General features: G+C 71.4%; 19 protein-coding genes and 1 pseudogene. 8 read left to right on the plus strand and 12 right to left on the minus strand.

The genetic code is table 11. From position 1 onward, the window contains the following. Window positions 1-10: 10 nt before the first annotated feature. Window positions 11-907, minus strand: a complete 897-nt coding sequence (locus tag FHX33_RS17685; RefSeq protein ID WP_039923177.1) for an SDR family NAD(P)-dependent oxidoreductase — start codon at window positions 905-907, stop codon at window positions 11-13. 113 nt (window positions 908-1020) lie between these two features. On the opposite strand from FHX33_RS17685, the gene FHX33_RS17690 reads away from it, so the two are divergent. Beyond that, on the plus strand, window positions 1021-2268 hold the full coding sequence (locus FHX33_RS17690) for an MFS transporter (protein ID WP_183428800.1): 1248 nt from the start codon (window positions 1021-1023) through the stop codon (window positions 2266-2268). A 14-nt stretch (window positions 2269-2282) separates the two neighbouring features. Here FHX33_RS17690 and FHX33_RS17695 read toward each other — a convergent pair whose 3' ends face one another. Continuing rightward, entirely contained in the window at window positions 2283-3089 is an 807-nt protein-coding gene (locus tag FHX33_RS17695) for a DNA alkylation repair protein (RefSeq protein ID WP_211235410.1), read from the minus strand. A 124-nt stretch (window positions 3090-3213) separates the two neighbouring features. Here FHX33_RS17695 and FHX33_RS17700 point away from each other — a divergent pair, with 124 nt between their 5' ends. The 3 genes from FHX33_RS17700 to FHX33_RS17710 are packed head-to-tail and all read left to right on the plus strand — an operon-like array spanning window position 3214 to window position 6409. Next, the gene (locus FHX33_RS17700; protein WP_021763891.1) at window positions 3214-4659 is read left to right on the plus strand and encodes a DUF6421 family protein; all 1446 of its coding nucleotides are present in this window, start codon (window positions 3214-3216) and stop codon (window positions 4657-4659) included. Then, on the plus strand, window positions 4656-5339 hold the full coding sequence (locus FHX33_RS17705) for an SDR family NAD(P)-dependent oxidoreductase (RefSeq protein WP_338092049.1): 684 nt from the start codon (window positions 4656-4658) through the stop codon (window positions 5337-5339). Before FHX33_RS17700 ends, FHX33_RS17705 begins: the two co-directional genes overlap by 4 nt. Then, window positions 5336-6409 (plus strand): threonine aldolase family protein, encoded by a 1074-nt coding sequence (locus FHX33_RS17710; protein WP_021765642.1) that lies wholly within the window; start codon window positions 5336-5338, stop codon window positions 6407-6409. Before FHX33_RS17705 ends, FHX33_RS17710 begins: the two co-directional genes overlap by 4 nt. Window positions 6410-6807: 398 nt before the next feature. Here FHX33_RS17710 and FHX33_RS17715 read toward each other — a convergent pair whose 3' ends face one another. Beyond that, window positions 6808-7572: a GNAT family N-acetyltransferase gene (locus FHX33_RS17715; RefSeq protein WP_183428801.1), complete on the minus strand. Its 765-nt coding sequence runs from the start codon at window positions 7570-7572 to the stop codon at window positions 6808-6810. A 67-nt stretch (window positions 7573-7639) separates the two neighbouring features. Between FHX33_RS17715 and FHX33_RS17720 the strand changes: the two genes are divergently transcribed. Further along, window positions 7640-7948, plus strand: a complete 309-nt coding sequence (locus tag FHX33_RS17720) for a hypothetical protein (RefSeq protein WP_021765196.1) — start codon at window positions 7640-7642, stop codon at window positions 7946-7948. A gap of 13 nt (window positions 7949-7961) precedes the next feature. Here FHX33_RS17720 and FHX33_RS17725 read toward each other — a convergent pair whose 3' ends face one another. From FHX33_RS17725 to FHX33_RS17745, 5 genes are all read right to left on the minus strand, one after another. Further along, window positions 7962-8405 (minus strand): SRPBCC family protein, encoded by a 444-nt coding sequence (locus FHX33_RS17725; protein ID WP_021765195.1) that lies wholly within the window; start codon window positions 8403-8405, stop codon window positions 7962-7964. Between the two features lie 112 nt (window positions 8406-8517). Next, window positions 8518-9180 (minus strand): DUF6518 family protein, encoded by a 663-nt coding sequence (locus FHX33_RS17730; protein ID WP_021765194.1) that lies wholly within the window; start codon window positions 9178-9180, stop codon window positions 8518-8520. A gap of 65 nt (window positions 9181-9245) precedes the next feature. Further along, window positions 9246-10124, minus strand: a complete 879-nt coding sequence (locus FHX33_RS17735) for an NAD(P)H-hydrate dehydratase (protein ID WP_183428802.1) — start codon at window positions 10122-10124, stop codon at window positions 9246-9248. Further along, window positions 10111-10830: a histidine phosphatase family protein gene (locus FHX33_RS17740; protein ID WP_021757498.1), complete on the minus strand. Its 720-nt coding sequence runs from the start codon at window positions 10828-10830 to the stop codon at window positions 10111-10113. Before FHX33_RS17740 ends, FHX33_RS17735 begins: the two co-directional genes overlap by 14 nt. Continuing rightward, on the minus strand, window positions 10827-11771 hold the full coding sequence (locus FHX33_RS17745) for an alpha/beta fold hydrolase (protein ID WP_021757496.1): 945 nt from the start codon (window positions 11769-11771) through the stop codon (window positions 10827-10829). Before FHX33_RS17745 ends, FHX33_RS17740 begins: the two co-directional genes overlap by 4 nt. A 110-nt stretch (window positions 11772-11881) precedes the next feature. Here FHX33_RS17745 and FHX33_RS17750 point away from each other — a divergent pair, with 110 nt between their 5' ends. From FHX33_RS17750 to FHX33_RS21755, 3 genes are all read left to right on the plus strand, one after another. Then, window positions 11882-12946 carry a YbdK family carboxylate-amine ligase gene (locus FHX33_RS17750; protein ID WP_183428803.1) on the plus strand — a complete coding sequence of 355 codons (1065 nt, stop codon included), beginning with the start codon at window positions 11882-11884 and terminating at the stop codon, window positions 12944-12946. 77 nt (window positions 12947-13023) lie between these two features. Continuing rightward, window positions 13024-14061, plus strand: coding sequence for an iron-containing redox enzyme family protein (locus FHX33_RS17755; RefSeq protein ID WP_021764687.1), 1038 nt, complete (start codon window positions 13024-13026; stop codon window positions 14059-14061). Further along, window positions 14058-14270 carry a CDGSH iron-sulfur domain-containing protein gene (locus tag FHX33_RS21755; protein WP_021764686.1) on the plus strand — a complete coding sequence of 71 codons (213 nt, stop codon included), beginning with the start codon at window positions 14058-14060 and terminating at the stop codon, window positions 14268-14270. The genes FHX33_RS17755 and FHX33_RS21755 overlap by 4 nt, the downstream gene beginning before the upstream one ends. 286 nt (window positions 14271-14556) lie before the next feature. On the opposite strand, the pseudogene galU reads toward FHX33_RS21755, so the two are convergent. The 4 genes and pseudogenes from galU to FHX33_RS17780 all read right to left on the minus strand — a co-directional run. Then, a pseudogene (gene galU / locus FHX33_RS17765) lies at window positions 14557-15444 on the minus strand (UTP--glucose-1-phosphate uridylyltransferase GalU); the annotation flags it as partial. 45 nt (window positions 15445-15489) lie between these two features. Beyond that, the gene (locus FHX33_RS17770) at window positions 15490-16893 is read right to left on the minus strand and encodes a UDP-glucose dehydrogenase family protein (RefSeq protein WP_021756209.1); all 1404 of its coding nucleotides are present in this window, start codon (window positions 16891-16893) and stop codon (window positions 15490-15492) included. Between the two features lie 28 nt (window positions 16894-16921). Continuing rightward, the gene (locus tag FHX33_RS17775; protein ID WP_021756211.1) at window positions 16922-18403 is read right to left on the minus strand and encodes a glycoside hydrolase family 26 protein; all 1482 of its coding nucleotides are present in this window, start codon (window positions 18401-18403) and stop codon (window positions 16922-16924) included. Beyond that, the gene (locus FHX33_RS17780) at window positions 18396-19988 is read right to left on the minus strand and encodes a glycosyltransferase family 2 protein (RefSeq protein WP_021756213.1); all 1593 of its coding nucleotides are present in this window, start codon (window positions 19986-19988) and stop codon (window positions 18396-18398) included. The genes FHX33_RS17775 and FHX33_RS17780 overlap by 8 nt, the downstream gene beginning before the upstream one ends. Between the last annotated feature and the right edge of the window lie 367 nt (window positions 19989-20355).

Here is a 20355-nt window from a genome sequence, read left to right on the forward strand (position 1 = left end):
CGGGGTGCGCCTACGGCCGTCGCCCCGTGAACAGGTCCATCGAGTGGTACACGCCGAGCCGGTCGGCGACCGCATCCCATGCCCGCGTCGGGAGGACGCCCTTGAGCAGGCGGGCGAAGCCGACCGACCAGGGGAGCATGAGCATCGGGCGGCCGGCGAGCATCGCCTTCCAGACCTTGTCGACGACGTACTCGGGGGTCAGCACCGGGGTGAGGAGCGGCCCGCGGGCGCCCTCGAACATGCCGGTGTCGATGTAGCTGGGGGCGACGGTGGTCACCTTGACGTGGCCGAAGCCCTGCTGCTCGAGCTCGAGGCGCACGCTGTCACTCCAGCCGATGACGGCCCACTTGCTCGCGGCGTACACGCTCATGCGCGGGTTGGAGAGGGTGCCGGCCGCGGAGGCGATGTTGACGATGCGCGCCTCGCGGTCGCTCTCGATCATCCCGGGCAGGAACTCGCGGGTCACGTACATGGGGGCGAGTGCGTTCACCTGCATGGTGGGGCGGGTGTCGTCGCCGTTGTCGTGCTCCCAGAAGTACTTGCCGCGCACGATGCCGGCGTTGTTGATGAGCACGTCGATGCCGCCGAGTTCGCGGCGGACCGCCTGGGCGCTCTGCGCGATGGCGCCGAGTTCGCCGAGGTCGAGGAAGTACGGGTGGACGCTCGTGACCGGAGTTCCGGCGGCGGACGACGGCGAACGCGGAGGCGCGCCCCAGGCGGCGGCGGTGCGACCGGCGAGGATCTCGGCGCGGAGTGCGTCGGTCAGTGCAGTGAGGGCCGCGGCGTCACGGTCCCACAGGACGACCGCGCGGGCGCCCTCGCGCACCGCGCGCTCCGCGTAGAGCCGCCCCATCCCGGACGCGGCTCCGGTGATGAGCACACGTGCACCCCGAACCGTTCTCGCCATCCGTCCATCATCGCAGGCGAGCGCGTCGCGTGCGGCGTGTACGATCGACGGGAACACCGATCACTGGTCGGTTTTCCGCCCGTGTCCGTCCCATCCGATCCGAGGTCCCTGTGATGACGCAGACCGCTCTCGACCGCCGCGCGCTCGTGCGCTGGCGCAACGCGATCACCGCCGCGTTCGGCCTCGGCGGGGTGACCATCGCGACCTGGGGGCCGCGCCTCCCGGAGCTGATGCGCGAGCTCAACATCGACACCCCCACGGTCGGCATCCTGATCGCCTGCTCCACGGTCGGCTCGATCGCGGGTCTCGGCATCTCGACGCCGCTGCTCGGCCGCCTCGGCGGACGCTGGGCGGTCTCGACGGCGCTGCTCACGATCGCCGGATCGCTCGTGCTGATGGGCGGCGCGCTGCTGGCCCAGTCGGTCCCGCTCGTCGCGCTCGGCTTCGTGACGGTCGGTCTCGGGATCGGGACGCTCGACGTCCTCATCAACGTGGAGGGCGCCGCGATCGAGCAGGCGGCCGCCAAGACGCTCATGCCGCTGATGCACGCGGCCTGGTCGGTGGGCGCCGCGGTGGGGTCCGGGATCGGGGCAGCCTGCGCCGCGTTGGGCATCGCGCCCTCGGCCCAGTTCATGGCGCTGGGCGTCGTCGTCGTGGTCGTCACGCTCGCGATGGCTCGCGCCATCCCCACGGCAGCTCCGGAGGCCGTCGCCGACGACGCACCGCGACCTCCCGTCGCCGCCCGCGTGCGGCAGTGGCTGCGCGGCTGGATGGACGTGCGGCTGCTGGTGATCGGCGTCGTCATGCTGGGCGTGGAGCTGGGCGAGGGGTCCGCGAACACGTGGCTCACGCTCTCGGTGAAGGACGACCACGGCCAGACCGCCGCGATCGCCGCCCTCTTCTTCACGATCTTCGCGGCCAGCGAGGCGGCTACCCGCATCTTCGGCGGGCCGGTGGTTGACCGGCTGGGGCGCGTGGCGACCATCCGCTGGACGACGGCGCTGGGCATCGCCGGGCTGCTCCTCTTCATCCTCGGCGGCGAGCTGTGGATGGTGCTCGTCGGCGTCGTCCTGTGGGCCGTCGGCGTCTCGATGGGCTTCCCGCTCGGGATGTCGGCCGCAGCGGAGGGCGGCGGCAACGCGGCGGCCCGGGTGAGCGTCGTCGCCTCCATCGGCTACATCGCGAACCTCGCCGGGCCTCCCGTGCTCGGGCTCGTCGCCCACGCGACCGGGCTGCTCGGGGCGCTCTGGCTGGTCGTCGCGCTGATGGCGGCCGCGTTCATCAGCGCGCCGGCGCTGCGACCGCGGGGCGCGCGCGGAGCGCCGGCGTCGGCTCCGGCTCCGGCTAACTCCGGAGAGTAGGTGCGACGCGCCGCTCAGCGTGCTGCGCGGTACTGCGCCCGGGTCGCCGGGGCGAGGTGCTCGGTGGCGTACGAGAGCATGGTGCGCGGCATCCGGGCGGCGTGCTCGTCGAGGAAGCCGAGCAGGAGCGCGCGATCGACCCGCTTGCCGACCTCCCGCAGCATCCACCCGACGGCCTTGTGCATGAGGTCCTCGCGATCGGTGAGCAACCGCTCGGCCAGCGCCAGGGTCGTGGAGGCGTCGCCGCGCCGGATGAAGGCGTAGGTCGCGAGCACCGCGACCCGCCGCTCCCACAGCACGTCGCTCGCGGCCAGCTCGTCGAGCAGCTCGCGCGGTCGGTCCCACAGCCACGCTCCGAGCACGAACTCGGCGGACGAGTCGACGAGGTCCCAGTTGTTCACGCGCCCGCGCTGCACGGCCGCGAGGTAGAAGTCGGCCAGGCGCTCGCGCGCCGCATCGTCCCGGTCGCGGGGGCGGCTCGCGCGCTCGAAGGCGCGGTTCAGGATGATCAACCCGGCGAGGCGGTGCTCGTGCACGTCGCTGTCGAGGAGAACGTCGATCTGCTCCAGCGGCATCCCCTCGAACCGCTTCGCGACGGCGCGCGTCTGCGGAACGCGCACGCCGATGAAGACGTCGCCCTCGCCGTACTCACCGGGCCCGGTCTTGAAGAAGCGCTGCAGGAAGACGGCGTCGGCGGGATCGGCGACCGCGGCGAGCGCCTCCTGCACCTCTGCCGCATCGATCGTCACGCTGCCGAGATTACCGAACGGCGCGGGAGGCGACATCGCGTTGACGAATCCTGCGCGTTCCGTCGATTTCACGCACGATTCCGCCGAAACGGGCAAAGAAACGTCCGCGATCCCCGGATAGGCTCGACCGAGGGCGCGATTTCCCGCGCCCGCGCTGCCGCGAGCCTGCGGCCGACCGATGACGGGAGGTTCGTCAATGTCTCAGTCCCTTTCCAGCTTCACGCAGAACGCGATTGTCGGAGAACCCGAGGTCGTCGAGGACGCCCGCCCGGTGCGCGAGGTCGCGACGCATCCCGCGTGGCTTCGGCTCAAGGACGCCGCCGTCGCCCTGCAGGCGCTGCAGATCAAGGACGGCTCGGTCGAGCAGGAGTCCGACCGCCCGGCCGCCGCGAACCACGTCACCGCGATCATCGAGTCGATCGACGAGCTGGCGCCGTTCTTCCCGCACGACGCGTCGTACCTCGCAGCGCTGCAGCGGGACTTCACCCGCTGGGCCGACGAGGGCTTCGGCGTCCCCGACTTCCTTGACGCCCTCAACGAGTTCCAGCCGCAGCAGCACCGCGTCGACGGGCTCGGCCACCTGGTCGTCTTCCCGATGTACACGCAGAACGGCAGCGCGAACCGCCTCGTGGAGGCCGTGCTGGTCGAGGTGATCTGGCCGGAGTTCGTGGCGGAGCTGGAGGCCGGCGAGTACGGCAACAAGCTCTTCGTCGCCCTGCGCTTCGTCGACTTCACCCCGGGCTACGACACCAACTCGGCCGTCCTCTTCCCCGAGACGGTCGCGATGCGCGAGATCCCGCAGTTCACCTGGGGCGCGATCTTCCAGGACCGCGAGGCCGCCCGGTACCGCCGGGTGGTGCGCGCCGCCGCGGAGATCACCAAGCTGGAGCTGCCGGCCGACGCGGCCGCGATGCTGGACGACCAGCACCTCACGGAGGACACCTTCGTGATGTGGGACATCATCCACGACCGCAGCCACATGCGCGGCGACCTGCCGTTCGACCCGTTCATGATCAAGCAGCGGATGCCGTTCTTCCTCTACTCCCTGGAGGAGCTGCGCTGCGACCTGACGGCGTTCCGCGAGTCGGTGCGCCTCGAGCGGACGCTCTCGGCCATCCCGGACGCGGAGCTGTCGGAGGCGCAGCGCGCCATCCGCGACCACGCCCACCTCGTGCAGTACGCGGTGATCTTCGACCGCATCTTCCGCTTCGCGATCACCGGCAGCCGCGTGCGCAACTACGACGGGCTCGGCGGCCAGCTGCTGTTCGCGTGGATGCACCAGCACGACGTGCTGCACTGGACCGACACCCAGCTCACCATCGACTGGGAGTCCGTGCCGGACGTGGTCGTCGCCCTCAGCGACCAGATCAACGAGCTCTACTGGCGGTCGATCGACCGGCCGAAGGTCTCGCACTGGCTGGCCGCGTACGAGATGCTGACGCAGACGCTCACCCCGCACCCCGCCTCCAACTGGGCGCGCGGACTCTCCGACGAGATCCTCGCCGGCGCTCCGAAGGGCTACACCGACGCGGTGCTGGACGACGAGTTCCCGCTCTCGATGTTCTACGAGGCGCTGAACAAGAAGATGGCGGCGGTCATCGAGTCCACGGCCGGGATCACCGGTACGACGGACGCCGCGTGACGGACGCCCTGCCTCTGCACGGCCGGCTGGTGCTGATCGCGGGAGCGACCAGCACCAGCGGCGAGGCCGTCGCGCGCGCGCTGGTGACGGCGGGCGCGACGGTCCTCGCCGTCGGCACGCGGGAGGAGGCGCTCGACGCCCTCGCCGCCGCGGTCCCGGGCGTCGACACCCGCGTCTGCGATCTCGCCGACCGTGACGCCGTCGCCGAGCTGGCGATGCGCATCCACCTCAAGTTCGGCGCGGTCGACGGCCTGATCCACCTGGTCGGTGGCTGGCGAGGCGGCGGCGGTCTCGCCGGTCAGACCGACGAGGACTGGGACTTCCTGGAGCGCGCGTTCCGCACCCTGCGCAACACGACCCGGGTGTTCTACGACGACCTGGTCGCCTCCCCCGCCGGCCGGCTCGCGATCGTCTCGTCGACGGCCGTCGACTCCCCCTACGCGGGCGGTGCGAACTACGCGGCCGCGAAGGCGGCAGCCGACGCGTGGACCCGCGCCGTCGCCCAGGGCTTCCGCAAGGAGGCCCCGAACGCCGCGGCCGTCGTCTTCGTCGTGAAGACGCTGTCGGGCCTGGAGGAGCAGCTCGCCGACGAGGTCGTCCAGCTCTGGAAGAGCGCGCCCGCCGACCTGAACGGCACGCGCATCGCGCTCGCCGCGAATCCTGCGAGGATGGACGGGTGACGCTACAACTCCATGATCTGAACCTGCGCGGCTTCGCCTCCGACAACTACGCGGGAGTGCACCCCGAGATCCTCGACGCGATCGCCGCGGCCAATCAGGGCCACCAGATCGCCTACGGCGAGGACGTCTACACCGAGCGCCTCCACGAGGTCTTCGCCGAGCACTTCGGCGCGGACGTGCAGGTGTTCCCGGTGTTCAACGGCACGGGTGCCAACGTCGTCGGCCTGCAGTCGATGGTGCCGCGCTGGGGCGCCGTCGTGTGCGCCAAGACCGCCCACATCAACACCGACGAGGCGGGCGCCCCCGAGCGCGTCGGCGGCCTCAAGCTGCTGCCGGTCGAGACCCCCGACGGCAAGCTCACCCCCGAGCTCATCGACCGCGAGGCCTGGGGCTGGGGCGACGAGCACCGTGCACAGCCGCTGGTCGTGTCGATCACCCAGACGACCGAGCTCGGCACCGCCTACACGGTCGAGGAGATCCGCGCGATCGCCGACCACGTCCACGGTCTCGGCATGAAGCTCCACATGGACGGCGCCCGCATCTCGAACGCGGCCGCCACCCTCGGCGTCCCGCTGCGGGCGTTCACGACCGACGCCGGAGTGGATGTGCTCAGCTTCGGCGGCACGAAGAACGGCATGCTCTACGGCGAGGCCGTGGTCGTGCTGAACCCGGAGGCATCCGACGGCCTGATCTATCTGCGCAAGCTGAACATGCAGCTGGCGTCGAAGATGCGGTTCATCTCGGCGCAGCTCATCGCCCTGCTCTCCGACGACCTCTACCTGCGCTCGGCCGGCCACGCGAACGCGATGGCCACGCGCTTGCGGACCGCGCTGGAGCGCGGCGTCGCCGACGGCAGCATCCAGGGCGTCGGCTTCAGCCAGGAGACCCAGGCGAACGGCGTCTTCGCGACGCTGCCCGCCGGCGTCGCCGACCGGCTGCGCGAGCACTTCCGTTTCTACGACTGGGATGCGGCCCGCAACGAGGTGCGCTGGATGTGCTCGTTCGACACCTCCGAACAGGACATCGACGACTTCGTCGCTGCCCTCGTGCAGGAGCTCGGCGCCGCCTGACCGGAGCATGTCCCCCGGATGCCCCTCGATCTGGGGCCGTATCGGGGTACAAACGTGTCCTCCATTTAGCCGACAGATCCGTTATTCTTGGATGACGGCCGGGGGAACCCGAATTTCCACCGGCCGTCACCCCGAACGAATGCCGGGCAGCGTGGATCGAACCCTAGCCTCCACGCCGCCCGGCATCGTGGGTTAAGCGGCCGGAACCGTGGCACACTCCCCCGAATTGGGGTGGTGGGGTACAAGTTTTGTCCTCCATTTGACCCACACGGAGGACGAGGTTTCGGTTAGTCTTCAAGAGCGGTCGAGGGAAACCCGAATATCCACCGGCCGTAACCCCGAAACGATGTCGGGCAGTGTGGACTAACCCTAGTGTCCATACCGCCCGACATCGTGGGTTAACCGGCCTGCGGAGGCTCCTCCCAGTACTCGTAACGCGAGGCGGGGACGAAGCCGAGGCTCTCGTAGAGCGCGATCGCCGCCGAGTTGTCGGCGACCACCTGCAGCCAGAGCCGGTCCACGCCGTGCGCTGCAGCCTCCCGAGCGAGCGCCGTCGTCAGCGCTCGCGCGAGGCCGCGCCGCCGTGCGGAGGGGAGGGTCGCCACGGCGTACAGACCGCCCCATCCGCCGACCAGCGCCAGGCGGGCGACCGCGTCGGGCTGCTCCGCTCGCCCCGCCCACGCGTACAAGGCCGGACCGCCCGCGAGGATCCGCTCCACCGTGCGGCGCTCGGCGTCGCCGCCGCGCCCATCCACCGCCCACCAGGTGTCCAGCCAGCCGGAGGAGGGGGAGGTCGCGACGGCGATGTCGCCAGCGGCGTCCCGAGCGGCAGGCCTAGAGACTACGGTGGCGCGGTCGGCCACGCGGATGTCGGTGGCGGAGTGCCGCCGGTATCCGCGCCGCTCGAGTTCGGGAGCGAGGGCGGGAGGCGCGGCCGGGCTCAGCTGGAACACGGCAGGGAGGCCGCGCGATGCGTACCAGCGCTCGGCAGCATCCACCGCCTCCCGGATGTCGCGATCCTCCCCCAGGGCGAGCGCGGAGTTCGCCCGGTTCGTCACGCCATCGGCCGCCCGCAGCGTCCACGGTCCGAGGGCTTCGCGCTCGAGTGCGGGCCAGCCCCGGTCGGCGAGTCGGTCGAGCACGTCGGGGGCGGGGAGGTCCATCCACCCACGCTAACGGGTGCCGGTCGACCGCTCGCCAGCGGCCCTCCTCCGGCGTACCGTCCACGGCATGACCGACACCCAGCACGCCGACCCGTTACCCGACAGCGAGATCGCGGGCCTCGGCGCCAAGACCGTCGCCCACGTCATCCACTACCGTCGCAAGACGTACGTGACGAAGCCCTCCGAGGGGTACGCCCTGCTGAAGCGCATCCGCACGCTGCTGCGGGACGGGACCACCGATCTGGTGCCCGTCGTGCACCGCGACGGATTCGTCTGGCTCGCCGTCGGCCCGAACATCCCGATCGCCGTCGACGAGATCGAGACCGACGCCGGGCACAGCGAGAAGCACACGCTGAAGCGGCTGGGGCTGGACTGATCGGCGGCGGGCGCTACCGCTGCTCGAGGTGCTCCTTGAGCACGCGGAGCGTCCGCCGGTTCTCGGAGGCGATCGCGGCGGCGGCCAGTGGACGCACGATGCCGATCAAGCCGCGCGCCGACACGGCGCCCCTGCGGACGACGCGGGTCCCGCCGTCGATCGGGGTCAGCTCGTAACGGATGGTGATGGCGAGCCTGCTGCCGCCGGAGCGCCGGGGTGCCGCGGCCTGCTCGAAGACGAGGAGCCGGTCGGGCTCGTACTCGCGGACGGTGCCCTGCGCCGTGCCGATCAGGCTCGCGTCCGTGTAGGCGGTCCCCTTCGCGCTCGAGGCTCCCCCGGCGGAGGTGCGGGTGCGGGGCAACCAGGCCGGGTACCCGTCGAGGTCGGCGAGCGTCGCGAAGACCCGCTCAGGGCTCGCGCCGATGTCGATCGTCAGCACCGTCTCGTTCGTCGCCATGCAGATGACCGTACGCCAGCGAGTGCGGCGACGCGGTACGTCTGCGCATCGGCGCCGCGCCGCATTCGTTCCGAGGAACCGCAGTCGTCGGCGGCAGACGAGTCCGCCGCCGTCACATCCATGCGTCGAGGAGCATCCACAGCGACGCGTAGACCGCGGCGCCCGCGAGATACGCGACGACGACGGCCGCAGATGGGCGGAGAGCGAGGTGCCGGCGCCAGATGGCGGCGGTCACGAACCCGACGGAGAGGGCGATCTCCACGCTCCAGTAGACGGGGCTCGTCGTGTCGGAGATGCGAGCCAGCGCCCACACGCCTTCGCCGAGGAGCACGGCCGACAGCGGCACGACCGCGAGAGCGGACAAGAGGCGCGAACCGTGGCGGACGATCGCGGCCGACGCCCCGAGCACCGGGCCGGCCACGAGGGCGACTCCGGTCCAGATCGAGGAGAAGGGGGCGGCGTAGAAGAGGCCCCGCCAGGCCGAGACCACTCCGTATCCCTCCACCATCAGGAGGAAGGCGACCGCTCCGAGGACGGCCCCCGGCACCGGTCGCGCACGGCTGAGCCACACGAGAGCGAACGCGAGCATCGCCCATCCCCCGGCCGAGTTCGCGAACGAGGTGAGCCACTCTGGGAGGTACTGCTGACCGAGGCTCGTCAGTCCACCGACCGCGAGGGCGCCCACGATGACGAGGACGAACGATGCCGCGAGCGCCACCCACGGCGCGCGAGCGGACGGCCCGCCTGTGGTGGACACGGTCCCGTCGGTCGTCATGATTCGACGTTAGGCGGGACGGGGTCGCGAGCGCGTCATCCCGAAGTCGTAATCACCGGGTGGGGTCAGCCGCCCGGGTGCTCGACCGCGGCGAGCTCGCGCGGGAGGCGGTCGACGATCTCGCTCGCGAGGAACCCGAGCGGCGCGATGTCGCGAGCGAGCGAGACACCCGTCGCCATGTGCAGGTAGGTCCCCCACACGGCTGCCTGCGCAGGCGTGCAGCCGCGCGCGGCGAGGCCGGCGATCGCGCCGGCGAGCGCATCCCCGCTCCCGGAGGTCCCCAGGCCGGGGCCGCCGTCGTCGAGGAGGTAGAGGCTGCCGTCGGGGTCGGCCACGACGCCGTGGCACGAGACCACGGCGCGGTAGCGGCGGGCGATCTCGAGGAGGTCGGCGCGCTCGTCCCGCAGCCGGCGGCCCAGCAGCACCGCAGCCTCCTCTGAGTTGGGCGTGAGGATGCGCCGCCCCGACCGGCCACGGTTCGGGCTCCCGGCGAGTGCGCCCAGGGCATAGGCGTCCAGCACGACGGTCGTGTCGCGCCCCGCGACGGAGCGGAGGCGGCGCAGCATGGAGGTCGTCTCGCGGATGTCATCGAGACCGGGACCGAGCAGCACGGCATCCGCGGACCGCAGATCGGCGGCCGCCGCCCCGATCGAGCGACCGCGCACACTGCCGCCGCGGCCCTCGTCCAGCGGGACAACGCCACACTCGGGGAGGGCGACGGCCACCTCGACGGCGGTGGACTCCCCCACGGCGAGGGTGAGGCGCCCGGCGCCCACGCGCAGCGCGGCCCGCCCGGCGAGTAGCGCGGCACCCGGTGAACGGCCGGCGCCGCCGACCACGACCACCTCCCCGCGGGACCGCTTCGACCCTCCCGGCTCGGGTAGGGGCCAGGCGCGCAGCAGGGAGAGGTCGACCTTCACAGGGTCGCGGTCAGTCGATGACACGGGCGGCTCCCGGGTGCTCGGTCGCCGGGAGGCCGGCGGCGGTGAGGTGGGCGTCGTCGGAGAACGCCTCCACCCGCCAGGCCGGGCCGTCCGCGACGAGGGTGGTCACGGTCGCGTTGCCGACGACGCGGTCCACGAGGAAGGCGTTCAGCTGCTCCTCGGTCCAGCCGAGGAGCACGTAGAGGAACAGGCTCACCACGGCGTCGTGCGTGAACAGGAGCACCGTCCGGCCGTCGGCGTGGCCGAGCTCGCCGGTGAAGGAGCGCAGTCGCAGCGCGACGTCGGTCCACGCCTCGCCCCCCGGCGGCCGGTAGTAGAACTTGCCGAGCCAGCGGCGGCGGGCAGCCTCCTCGGGCAGTCGGGCATCCACCCCGCGGGAGGTCAGCGCGTCGAGGATGCCGAGCTCGCGGTCGCGGAGGCGCTCATCGATGGCGAATGCACGGTCGCCCAGCGCCAGCTGAGCGGTGTTCACCGCACGCCGGTAGGGCGAGCTCCAGACGAGCGCCCGGTCCCACTCGGCGCCGAGCTCGTCCCGCAGGCGCGGTCGCAGGGAGGCGGCCTGTCGCTCGCCGAGCGCGGACAGCGGCACGTCGGCGTCGCGCGCCGTGACGTCGATCGTCTCCGCCCCAGCGGCCTCTGCGGCGGTCGCGGCGACGTTGGCGACGCTCTCGCCGTGGCGGATGAGGAGGATCTTCGCGGCGGTCATGGCGCGGAGTGTACGCCGGGGTGGACCGCCGCGCCCTCGGTCGTGCCCGCACCCAGGAACGCCGCGAGTGCGTCGGTCAGCTCGCCCGGCGCCTCCTCCGCCATATGGTGGCCGGAGTCGATCCCGTGCCCTCGCGCGTCGTCCGCCCAGTCGCGCCAGATGAGCAGCGGGTCGCCGAACAGCTGCTCGAGGTCATCCCGTGTCGACCAGAGGACGAGAAGCGGCTGGGTCAGCCGACGTCCCGCAGCGCGGTCGGCCTCCTCGTCCGCGCGGTCCACGGTGAGGCCGGCCCGGTAGTCCTCCAGCATGGCGCGGACGACGCGCGGCGAGCGCATCGCCTCCCGCCACTCCGCGTGGTTCTGCGCTCCCATCGCCTCGGGATCGCCCCGGTACCAGCCGTCGGGGTCGGCGAGGATGACGCGCTCCGGCGTCTCGGGCTGCGCGAAGAAGAACCAGTGCCACCACTGCGCGGCGAACTCCGGGGTGATGCGCTCCAGGTGCTCGACGATCGGGATGCAGTCGAGCAGGGCCACGCGCGAGACGGTCTCGGGATGGTCCATCGCCATCCGGAAGGCGACGTAGCTGCCGCGGTCGTGGCCCACCACCGCGAACCGCTCGTGGCCGAGGGCGTGCATCGCCGCGAGCAGCCGCTCGGAGCTCGCGCGCTTCGAGTGGGGCGCGTGGTCGGGGGTGGGATCCGGCGCGAGGGATGCGCCGTACCCCGGCAGGTCAGGCACGACGACCGTGAAACCGAGCGCGGCCAGCCGTGGCGCCGCGCGGTGCCAGGTCGACCCGGTCCGTGGGTGACCGTGGAGGAGCAGCACGACCGGGCCGGAGCCGGCGCGCCGGAGGTGCACGGTCCCTCCGGGCACCGCGATGTCCTCGACGACGAACCCGTCGAAGATCGGCGCCCCATCTTCCCCGCTGTCGTCGACTCCCATCCGTCCCCCTCTCCGCCGAACACGGTGGGCGCAGAACCGCTCCGCGTCAAGCCGTTGTGCGGTAGCGTCCTGGCCCTGTCTACTGGCGGGGACGACGAGCGGAGGATGATGTGCGGACGACCATCGGGGCGGAGGAGGAGTTCGTCCTCCTCGATCCGCCCACGCTGACGCCCGTCGATCGCGCGGCCGACGCCATCGCTGCTCTCAGCGGCCGGCGAGCGGACGGCGGCGCGGTGACGCCCGAGTTCTTCCCGTCCCAGCTCGAGTACGCGACACCGGTGTGCCGGACCGCCGCGGACGTCTCGACCGCACTGGAGGGGTTCCGTGCGGAGCTACGCGAGTGGGCGGCGTCCGCCGGACTACTGGCCGCAGGGGTCGGCCTGCCGTACCGCACGGCGCACGACGCGCGCGTGACGGACCACGAGCGCTACCGCGACATCGCGTCCCGATTCGGGCTCGTCGTTCCCGACCACCAGCTCAACGGACTGCACGTGCACGTCGGGGTCGGCGACCGCGAGGAGGCGATCGTCGCCCTCAACCGGCTCCGGCCGTGGGTGCCCGCTCTGCTGGCCCTCTCGGCGAATTCGCCGTTCTGGCAGGGCGCCGACACCGGGTTCGACAGCTGGCGCGCGATCCACAGCCGACGCTGGACGACGCACGGCGTCCCTCCCGCATTCGTCGACGCCGCCGACTACGACCGCCGAGCCGCCGCGCTGGGCGGTGTCGGCGGCACCAGCGATGCCGGGACGCTCAACTGGGTCGTGCGCCCGTCGGAGCGGTACCCGACGATCGAGGTGCGGGCTTTCGACGCGCAGCTCGACGGCACGACGAGCTCGGCGCTCGCCGCCCTGGTCCGCGGGCTCGTGGTGTCGCCGGCCGACGGACGAGAGGGCGAGGCCCTCGCGCCCGAGTTGCTGGACGCCGCCCACTGGCACGCTGCCCGGGACGGTCTCGGCGAAGACCTGCTCGACCCGCGGGACGGTCGGTTGCATCCCGCCACCGAGGTCGTCGCAGGGTTGCTCGCCGCGGCCGGACCGGGCCTCGCGGAGCACGACGAGACCGACCTGGTGCACGACGCCGTCGCCCTGCTGCTCGCCGACGGCAACGGCGCGACCCGCCAGCGGCGCGCGCTCGCTCAGGGCGGGACGGCGGGCCTGGCCGCGCTGATCTCCTGACGCACGCCGGCCATGCACGGAAGCGAGGACGTGGCAAGCACTTGATCGCCCCACCGCCTCGCGGCACCGTCGATGGCATGACACCACGCATCACGCCCCGCGGCCCCATCAGCGCGGCGCTCCTGCAGACGTTGCCCCAGGCACCGCAGCACTCCCGCACCGCCGCGGAGGGCATCGTCGAGGAGGTCCGCGCCGCCCTCTCCGCCGGGCCCGATCTGATCACCGACGACGACCTCCAGCTCAGCCTCTACCTGATCTACGGCCTCTCCTACGGCGGCACCGTCGACGCCGACGACGAATGGGAGTGGGACCCGGACATCGTCGTCGCCCGGCGACTCATCGAGCGCCGGTTCGAGGAGCAGCTGCGCGAGCGCGTCCCGGTCGGCGAGCTGCCGGAGCCCGAGGCCGAAGCAGTCGCCTCGTACCTCTTCTCCCTCACCGCCGAGGACGGCGGCCCGAGCCTCTCCCGCTACATCGCCAAGAAGGCCGGCGACGAGCAGCTGCGGGAGTTCGTCATCCAGCGCTCGATCTACACCCGCAAGGAGGCGGACCCGCACTCCTGGGCCATCCCGCGCCTCACCGGGCGCGCGAAGGCCGCGCTCGTGGAGGTGCAGTCGGACGAATACGGCGGCGGCCGCCCCCACCGCATCCACGCGGAGATCTTCGCCAGGACCATGCGCGGCCTCGGACTGGACGACACGTACGGGGCGTACGTCGACGACGTCCCGGCCATCACCCTGGCCTCGTTCACGATGATGTCGATGTTCGGGATGAACCGCCGCCTCCGCGGAGCCATCGCCGGCCACCTCGCCGCCTTCGAGATGACCTCGTCCATCCCGAACCGCTTCTACGGCAACGGATTCCGCCGCTTGGGCTACGGCGTGGATGTCACGGAGTACTACGACGAGCACGTGGAGGCCGACGCCGTGCACGAGCAGATCGCCGGCCGCGACCTCGCCGGCGGACTGGCCGAGGACGAGCCGGAGCTGCTCGCCGACATCATCTTCGGCGCCACCGCGTGCCTCTACGTCGACGGGCTGGCCGGCCAGCACATCCTCGACAGCTGGGAGGCCGGCCGCAGCTCGCTGCGCGCCCGCGAGGCGGTCACGGCGTGACGAGCGAAGAACCACCGGAGATCGTCGTGTGCCCGAACGGGCCGCTCCTGGTGCGCGGTCACGTCGACCTCACGACGCCGGACGGCGAACCCGTCGAGCAGAAGCGCCGCACGGTCGCGCTCTGCCGGTGCGGGGTCTCCACCATCAAGCCGTTCTGCGACGGGACGCACAAGGCCATCCACTTCACGACCGACGCGCCCGCGCCCTGAGAACGGGCGCTGCGCGGGCGCGAGTGCGGTGCGGCGGTACGACTGCGTCGTGTCGCCACGCCGCAAACGTCCCGTCGCGCCGCAGTCGCTGGAACTGCGGCGCGACGGGACACGCGGCGGCGGTGCGGGGCTAGGCGCCCGCGACGGGCAGGAGCTCGCGCTCGCGCGCGCTCTCGCGCTTCGCGGCGGCCGGCTTCGCGGCCTTCGCAGCCTTGGCGGCGGGCAGCACCGGCACCGCGGGCGCGGGGGCGGAGGGTGCAGCCGGCTCCACCGGTGCGGCGGGCGCGATCGAGTCCGCGAACTCCCGCAGCCACGGCACGAGTCCGGGGCCGAGGTCGTCGCGGGCCGAGGCGAGCTGCACGATGGCCTTGATGTAGTCGAGGCGGTCGCCGGTGTCGTAGCGGCGGCCGCGGAAGATGACGCCGTGCACGCCGCCGGTCCAGGCCGGCGCGGTGGCGAGGCCCTCCAGAGCGTCCGTCAGCTGGATCTCCCCGCCCTTGCCGGGCTCCGTCTTCTCCAGGATGTCGAAGATCTCCGGACGCAGCACGTAGCGCCCGATCACGGCGTAGTTCGAGGGCGCGTTCTCACGGCTGGGCTTCTCGACCAGGCCGGTGATCCGCACGACGTCGTCCTCGTCGGTCTCGACGACCGCCGCCGCACCGTAGAGGTGGATGGACTCCGGCGGCACCTCCATCAGCGCGACCACCGTCGTGTTGAGCGCGTGCTGCACCTCCAGCATCCGGGCGAGCAGAGGGTCGCGCTCGTCGATGATGTCGTCACCCAGCAGCACCGCGAACGGCTCGTGACCGATGTGCATCTTGGCGCGCAGCACGGCGTGTCCGAGACCCTTCGGGTCGCCCTGGCGCACGTAGTGCATGTCGGCCAGGGAGGTGGAGTGGCTGACCTTCTGCAGCTTGTCGGTGTCGCCCTTGCGGACGAGCGTGTCCTCCAGCTCGGTGTTGCGGTCGAAGTGGTTCTCGAGCGCGTTCTTGTTGCGGCCGGTGATGAGGAGGACGTCGTGGAGGCCGCTGGAGACGGCCTCCTCGACGACGTACTGGATGGCCGGCTTGTCGACGACCGGGAGCATCTCCTTGGGCATCGCCTTGGTGGCGGGGAGGAAGCGGGTGCCGAGCCCGGCGGCGGGGATCACGGCCTTGGTGACGTAACTGGTCATGTCGGTTCCTTCGATCGGAGGAGCGTGCGTGGAGGGATGGACGGGCTAGCGGACGGAGGCGAGAGCGGCGAGATCGCGCTCGAGCGGGGCGACCGTGGGCACGGTCCCCATCGCGAGCACATCCCAGCCGGCGGCGGACCACGCGGCGGGGTCGAGGCAGTTGCGGGCATCGATCACGGTGCGGCCCGCAGCCAGGGCGCGCAGGGCCGCCGGGTCGGCCGAGGTGAACTCGTCCCACTCGGTGAGCACGACCAGCAGGTCGGCCCCGGCCACGGCGTCGTCCATCGACTCCGCGTAGCCGAGCGTCGGGTACAGCCGCTGGGCGGTCCCACGGGCCTGCGGGTCGTACACGACGACCTGCGCGCCGCGGAGGTGCAGGGCGGCGGCGACGTTCAGCGCCGGCGAGTCGCGGACGTCGTCGGTCTCCGGCTTGAACGCCGCGCCGAGCACACCGATGCGGCGGTTGAGCACCGAACCGCCGAGCGACTTCAGCGCCAGGTCGATCACGCGCTGGCGGCGGCCCATGTTGATCTCGTCCACCTGCTGCAGGAGGCCGACGGCCGCGTGCGCGCCCAGCTCGTTCGAGCGGTGCATGAGCGCCCGGATGTCCTTCGGGAGGCAGCCGCCGCCGAAGCCGAGGCCGGCGTTCAGGAACTGGCGCCCGATGCGCTTGTCGTGCCCGAGCGCGTCGGCCAGCAGCGAGACGTCTGCACCGGCGGCGTCGCACACCTCGGCGATCGCGTTGATGAACGAGATCTTGGTCGCGAGGAACGCGTTGGCGCTCACCTTGACGAGCTCTGCGGTCGGGAGGTCGGCGACCAGGACGGGCGTCCCTTCCGCGATCGGCGTGGCGTAGACCCGGCGGAGGAGCGCCTCCGAGGCCGCCGTCGTGCCGCCGAAGACCAGGCGGTCGGGGTGGAGGGTGTCGTCGACCGCCTTGCCCTCGCGCAGGAACTCGGGGTTCCAGACCAGCTCGACGTTCACACCGGCGGGCGCGGCCTCGGCGACGATCGCCCGGAGGCGGGCGCCGGTGCCGACCGGGACCGTCGACTTGCCCACGATCAGGGCGTCGTGCGTGAGGTTCTCCGCGATGCCGCGCGCCGCCGCCTCCACGTACGCCAGGTTGGCGGCGAAGGAGCCGGACTGCTGCGGGGTGCCCACGCAGATGAAGTGCACGTCGGCGGTGGCGACCGCCTCGGCGATGTCGGTCGTGAAGGCGAGCCGGCCCGCGGCCACGTTCGACCGGATGAGCTCGGGCAGGCCGGGCTCGAAGAAGGGCGCGCGCCCCTCCCGCAGCTCCTCGACCTTGTGCGGGTCGGTGTCGACGCCGACGACGTCGAAGCCGAGCTCGGCCATGGCCGCCGCGTGCGTGGCGCCCAGGTACCCGGTGCCGATGACGCTGAGACGGGGAGCGGGCTGCTCCTTGGGGGACTTCTTGGTGGTGGTCATGTCGTGTCCTTCCGGTCGGTGGAGCAGATCAGGGAGCCGGGGTGAGGGTGAAGCGGTCTTCCGGTCTCGTGAGGCCGGCGATGAAGGCCGAGAGCGTGTCGGCCCGGGAGTCGATGCGCCAGTCGTTGGTGGCGCGCACCCCCTCGACGTAGGTGGTGATGGCGAGGTTGAACCAGGAGAAGCCGATGATGTCGTCGTTCTCGGGCCGCCCGAGCGCCTCGAAGAACGAGGTCACCCATTGCGGTTTGCCGCCGCCCGTCTCGGACGCGCCGACCTCCGCCAGGATGATGGGCTTCTTCGTGATCGATCGCAGCTTGTCCAGGCTGGGCTTGAACGTGTAGTCGAAGCTGAAGTCGTTGTCGGACTTGTACGGCGGACGCAGGTAGCCCGAGAGGCCGACCCAGTCGACGTAGTCGTCGCCGGGGTACAGGCCCTCGAGGTAGCCGTCGACCTTGTGGGTGGCGGGGAGGTTGTTCACGATGTTCGGCGCCCACACCCAGATCACGAGGTTGTTGGCCCCCTCCTGCTGGAAGATGTCGTGGACGTGCCGCCACATCTTCACGTAGTCGCCCGCACTGTTGCCGTTGATCGACTTGCCCTGACCGTCGGTCTCGGACCACGGGTACCAGATGCCGTTCATCTCGTGGTCGAGGCGGATGGCGAGGGGGAGGCCGGTCGCGACGATGTCCTTCGCGTACTGGTGCAGGTAGGCGTCGAAGTCGCCGCCGATGATCTTCGGCAGGGAGTACTCCGGCGCCACGTTGGAGTCGTTGCCCGCGTTGATCGGGCGCGACTCCCACGTCATCATCGGCATGCGGCCCTGCGCCCAGGCACGGGTGACCGCGTTGGCGCGGAACGTCTCGTCCCAGCCGCTGAAGTAGCCGACGAGGTTGGGCGCGACGCCGACCTTGGCGCTGGTGGCGTCGAAGGTCGCCCAGTTGAACGGAGCCTGCTCGGTGTACATGCCGTAGTACCGGCTGGTCGGGGCGACGAGGTCGGCACGGGCCGGAGCCGTGATGGGGGTGGTGGTGCCGCCTCCCGAACCGGACGAGCCGGAACCCGAGCCGGACGCGCTGCTCCCCGAGCTCTTCGACCCGGCGGACGCCTTCGCGTTGGCCGCGGCGAGCTGCGCCTTGACGCTGTTGAGCTGGTTCTGGGCGGCCGTCGCCTTCTGCTGGGCGGCGGCGAGCTGCTTGGCCGTCGACGCCTGGGCGGCGAGCGCCTGCTTCTCCATCGCCGTCATTTTTCCCTTCTGGGAGGCGATGGTCTGCGTCGCGCGCTGGAGGTTGCGGCGCAGTTCGGTGTTCTGGGCCGCGTAGGGGGTGATCGCCTCCGTCGCGTCGGCCACGGCCTGACGGAGCGGGGCGCCGGTGGGAGAGGCCCAGACGAAGGCGGAGATGCCGACGAGGGTCCCGGTGAGGAGGATGGCCGCCGCGGCGGTCGCCTGGGCGCGCGAGCGGGACTGGGACCACCAGGCCGCGGTCTTGGTGGAGATCGAGGGGCTAGACAAGGAACAGAGCCTCCAGGGTCAGGATCGCGATGCCGATCAGGTACGGGATGGCGGCGAGCGGGTTGAGGCGGCGCCGCTTCGAGGTCTTCTTCGCGGAGGTGGCCGTGGCGGCCTTCGCCGCCTTGGCCTCCGCACGGGTGGCGGTGCCGGCCGGGACGACGACGGGACGTGCCGCGACCGCGGTGACGCTGCCCGTCGCGGGGCGGCTGGCAGTCTGCAGTGCCGTGGCGGTCGTCACGCCGCCGACCGCATCCGGGAGCGCGGGACCGGACGGAGTCTCGGACGAGGGCGCGTTGTCGAGCGCGGCGATCTCGTCGTCGGAACTGATCTCCGCCGGACCGCCGGCGTAGGCGCCGGCGCGGGTGCCCCAGCCGCTGGCGTGCGCCATGCGGAAGAACCCGATGAGCCGGATCGGCATGAGGAAGAACGTCGAGACGATGATGAAGATCGGCAGGCGGAAGAAGTCGCTCGGCTTCTCGGAGAGGTGCCGGATCTGGCGGATCGACATGCTGATCACCGACGAGGCGACCATCAGCGCGACCACGGTCAGGACGCCCGCCTGGACGCCGTACTCGTGCAGGAAGCCCGCGTAGAAGTTGTAGCCCTGGCCGGTGATCGACCGGTAGACCCAGCCGCCGAGCACGCCGGCGAGCACGAACGGCAGGATGATGTCCATCACGAAGAAGAACGCCAGCAGGGGCGCGTGCCCGAGCATCCACGGCAGCATCCGGAGCGTGTTGTACTGGCTGCCGCGCGCCCAGCGGAGCTGCTGCTTGAAGAGCTTCTTCACCTTCAGCGGGGCGTCCGTGTAGCAGAGGCTGGTGTGCTGGTAGACGGTGCGGTAGCCCTCTTTGAGCGTGAGGTTCGTGAGCGTGCGGTCGTCGGAGACCTCGAGGAACACGCCGAGGAACTTCTCGGTCATGAACTTGTCCATGACGCGCATCAGGATCGACCGGCGGAAGGCGATCGTGCGGCCCGGAAGGCAGCCGATCTGCCCGACGACGCTCTGGGCGGGCATCGAGTAGAGCGCCCGCGAGTTCTCGAGCCAGTCGGCCCAGCGGGTGATCCAGCTGCGCTCCGGCTCGAGGATGCGCTGCTTGGTGGTCACGCCGCCGACGCGGTCGTCGGCGAACGGCTTGACCAGCTCGCTGAGCGTGTCCTGCGTCCACACGGTGTCGGAGTCGACCAGGACCGTGATCTCGCCGGTGGACATCCGGGTGCCGATCATGACCGCGTTGCGCTTGCCGGGAATCGGCGTGTGCACCCAGCGGACGAGCGGGGCGAACTCCTCGCACACCTCGGCGAGGTCGGGGTTGGGGGCACCGTTGATGACGACGATGATCTCGCCGGGGCGCTGCTCGACCATGCGGCCGAGCACGTCGCGGAACAGGTCGAGCGGCTCGTCGACGACCGGAACGACCACGCTCGTGGTGCCGTGGAACTCGCCGGTGTACGGCCGGTAGCGGCGGGACATCAGGACCTTGACGATCCAGATGACCCAGATGAGGGCGGAGTAGACGGCGAAGAGATAGATCTCCGGATGGCCGCCCAGCATGTGCCGGATCTGCAGCAGGAAGATGAACACGAGCGGACCTCTCACGGGGGGAATGGGGTTGGCATCCACGACGGCGGGGATCTGGTCTGTTCGGGTGGCTCAAGTTGTATTGGTTCTCAGGCATGGCCCGCAAGTAGGGGTGGACAGGGCGGGTCGGCGCGTCGGACGACCCCCTCCACGACCCCTGTCCGCAGACACGCGGACAGCACTTCTCGGGCGTGTCGACCTGGCGCATCCCGGGCGCGGCGGTAGAAGAAGGCCTGATCGGATGCTGAAATCCCGAGAAGATTCCGACAACTGACGGCCACTCGGGTTTTGTACCCCATACTCCTCTTCGTGTACCCCGCAAAGTCCTCCGGCGATACGGGCCCGAATGTGACGAATTGTTACGTGCGCG

Source organism: Leifsonia aquatica (assembly GCF_014190775.1).
Taxonomy (GTDB): domain Bacteria; phylum Actinomycetota; class Actinomycetes; order Actinomycetales; family Microbacteriaceae; genus Leifsonia; species Leifsonia aquatica.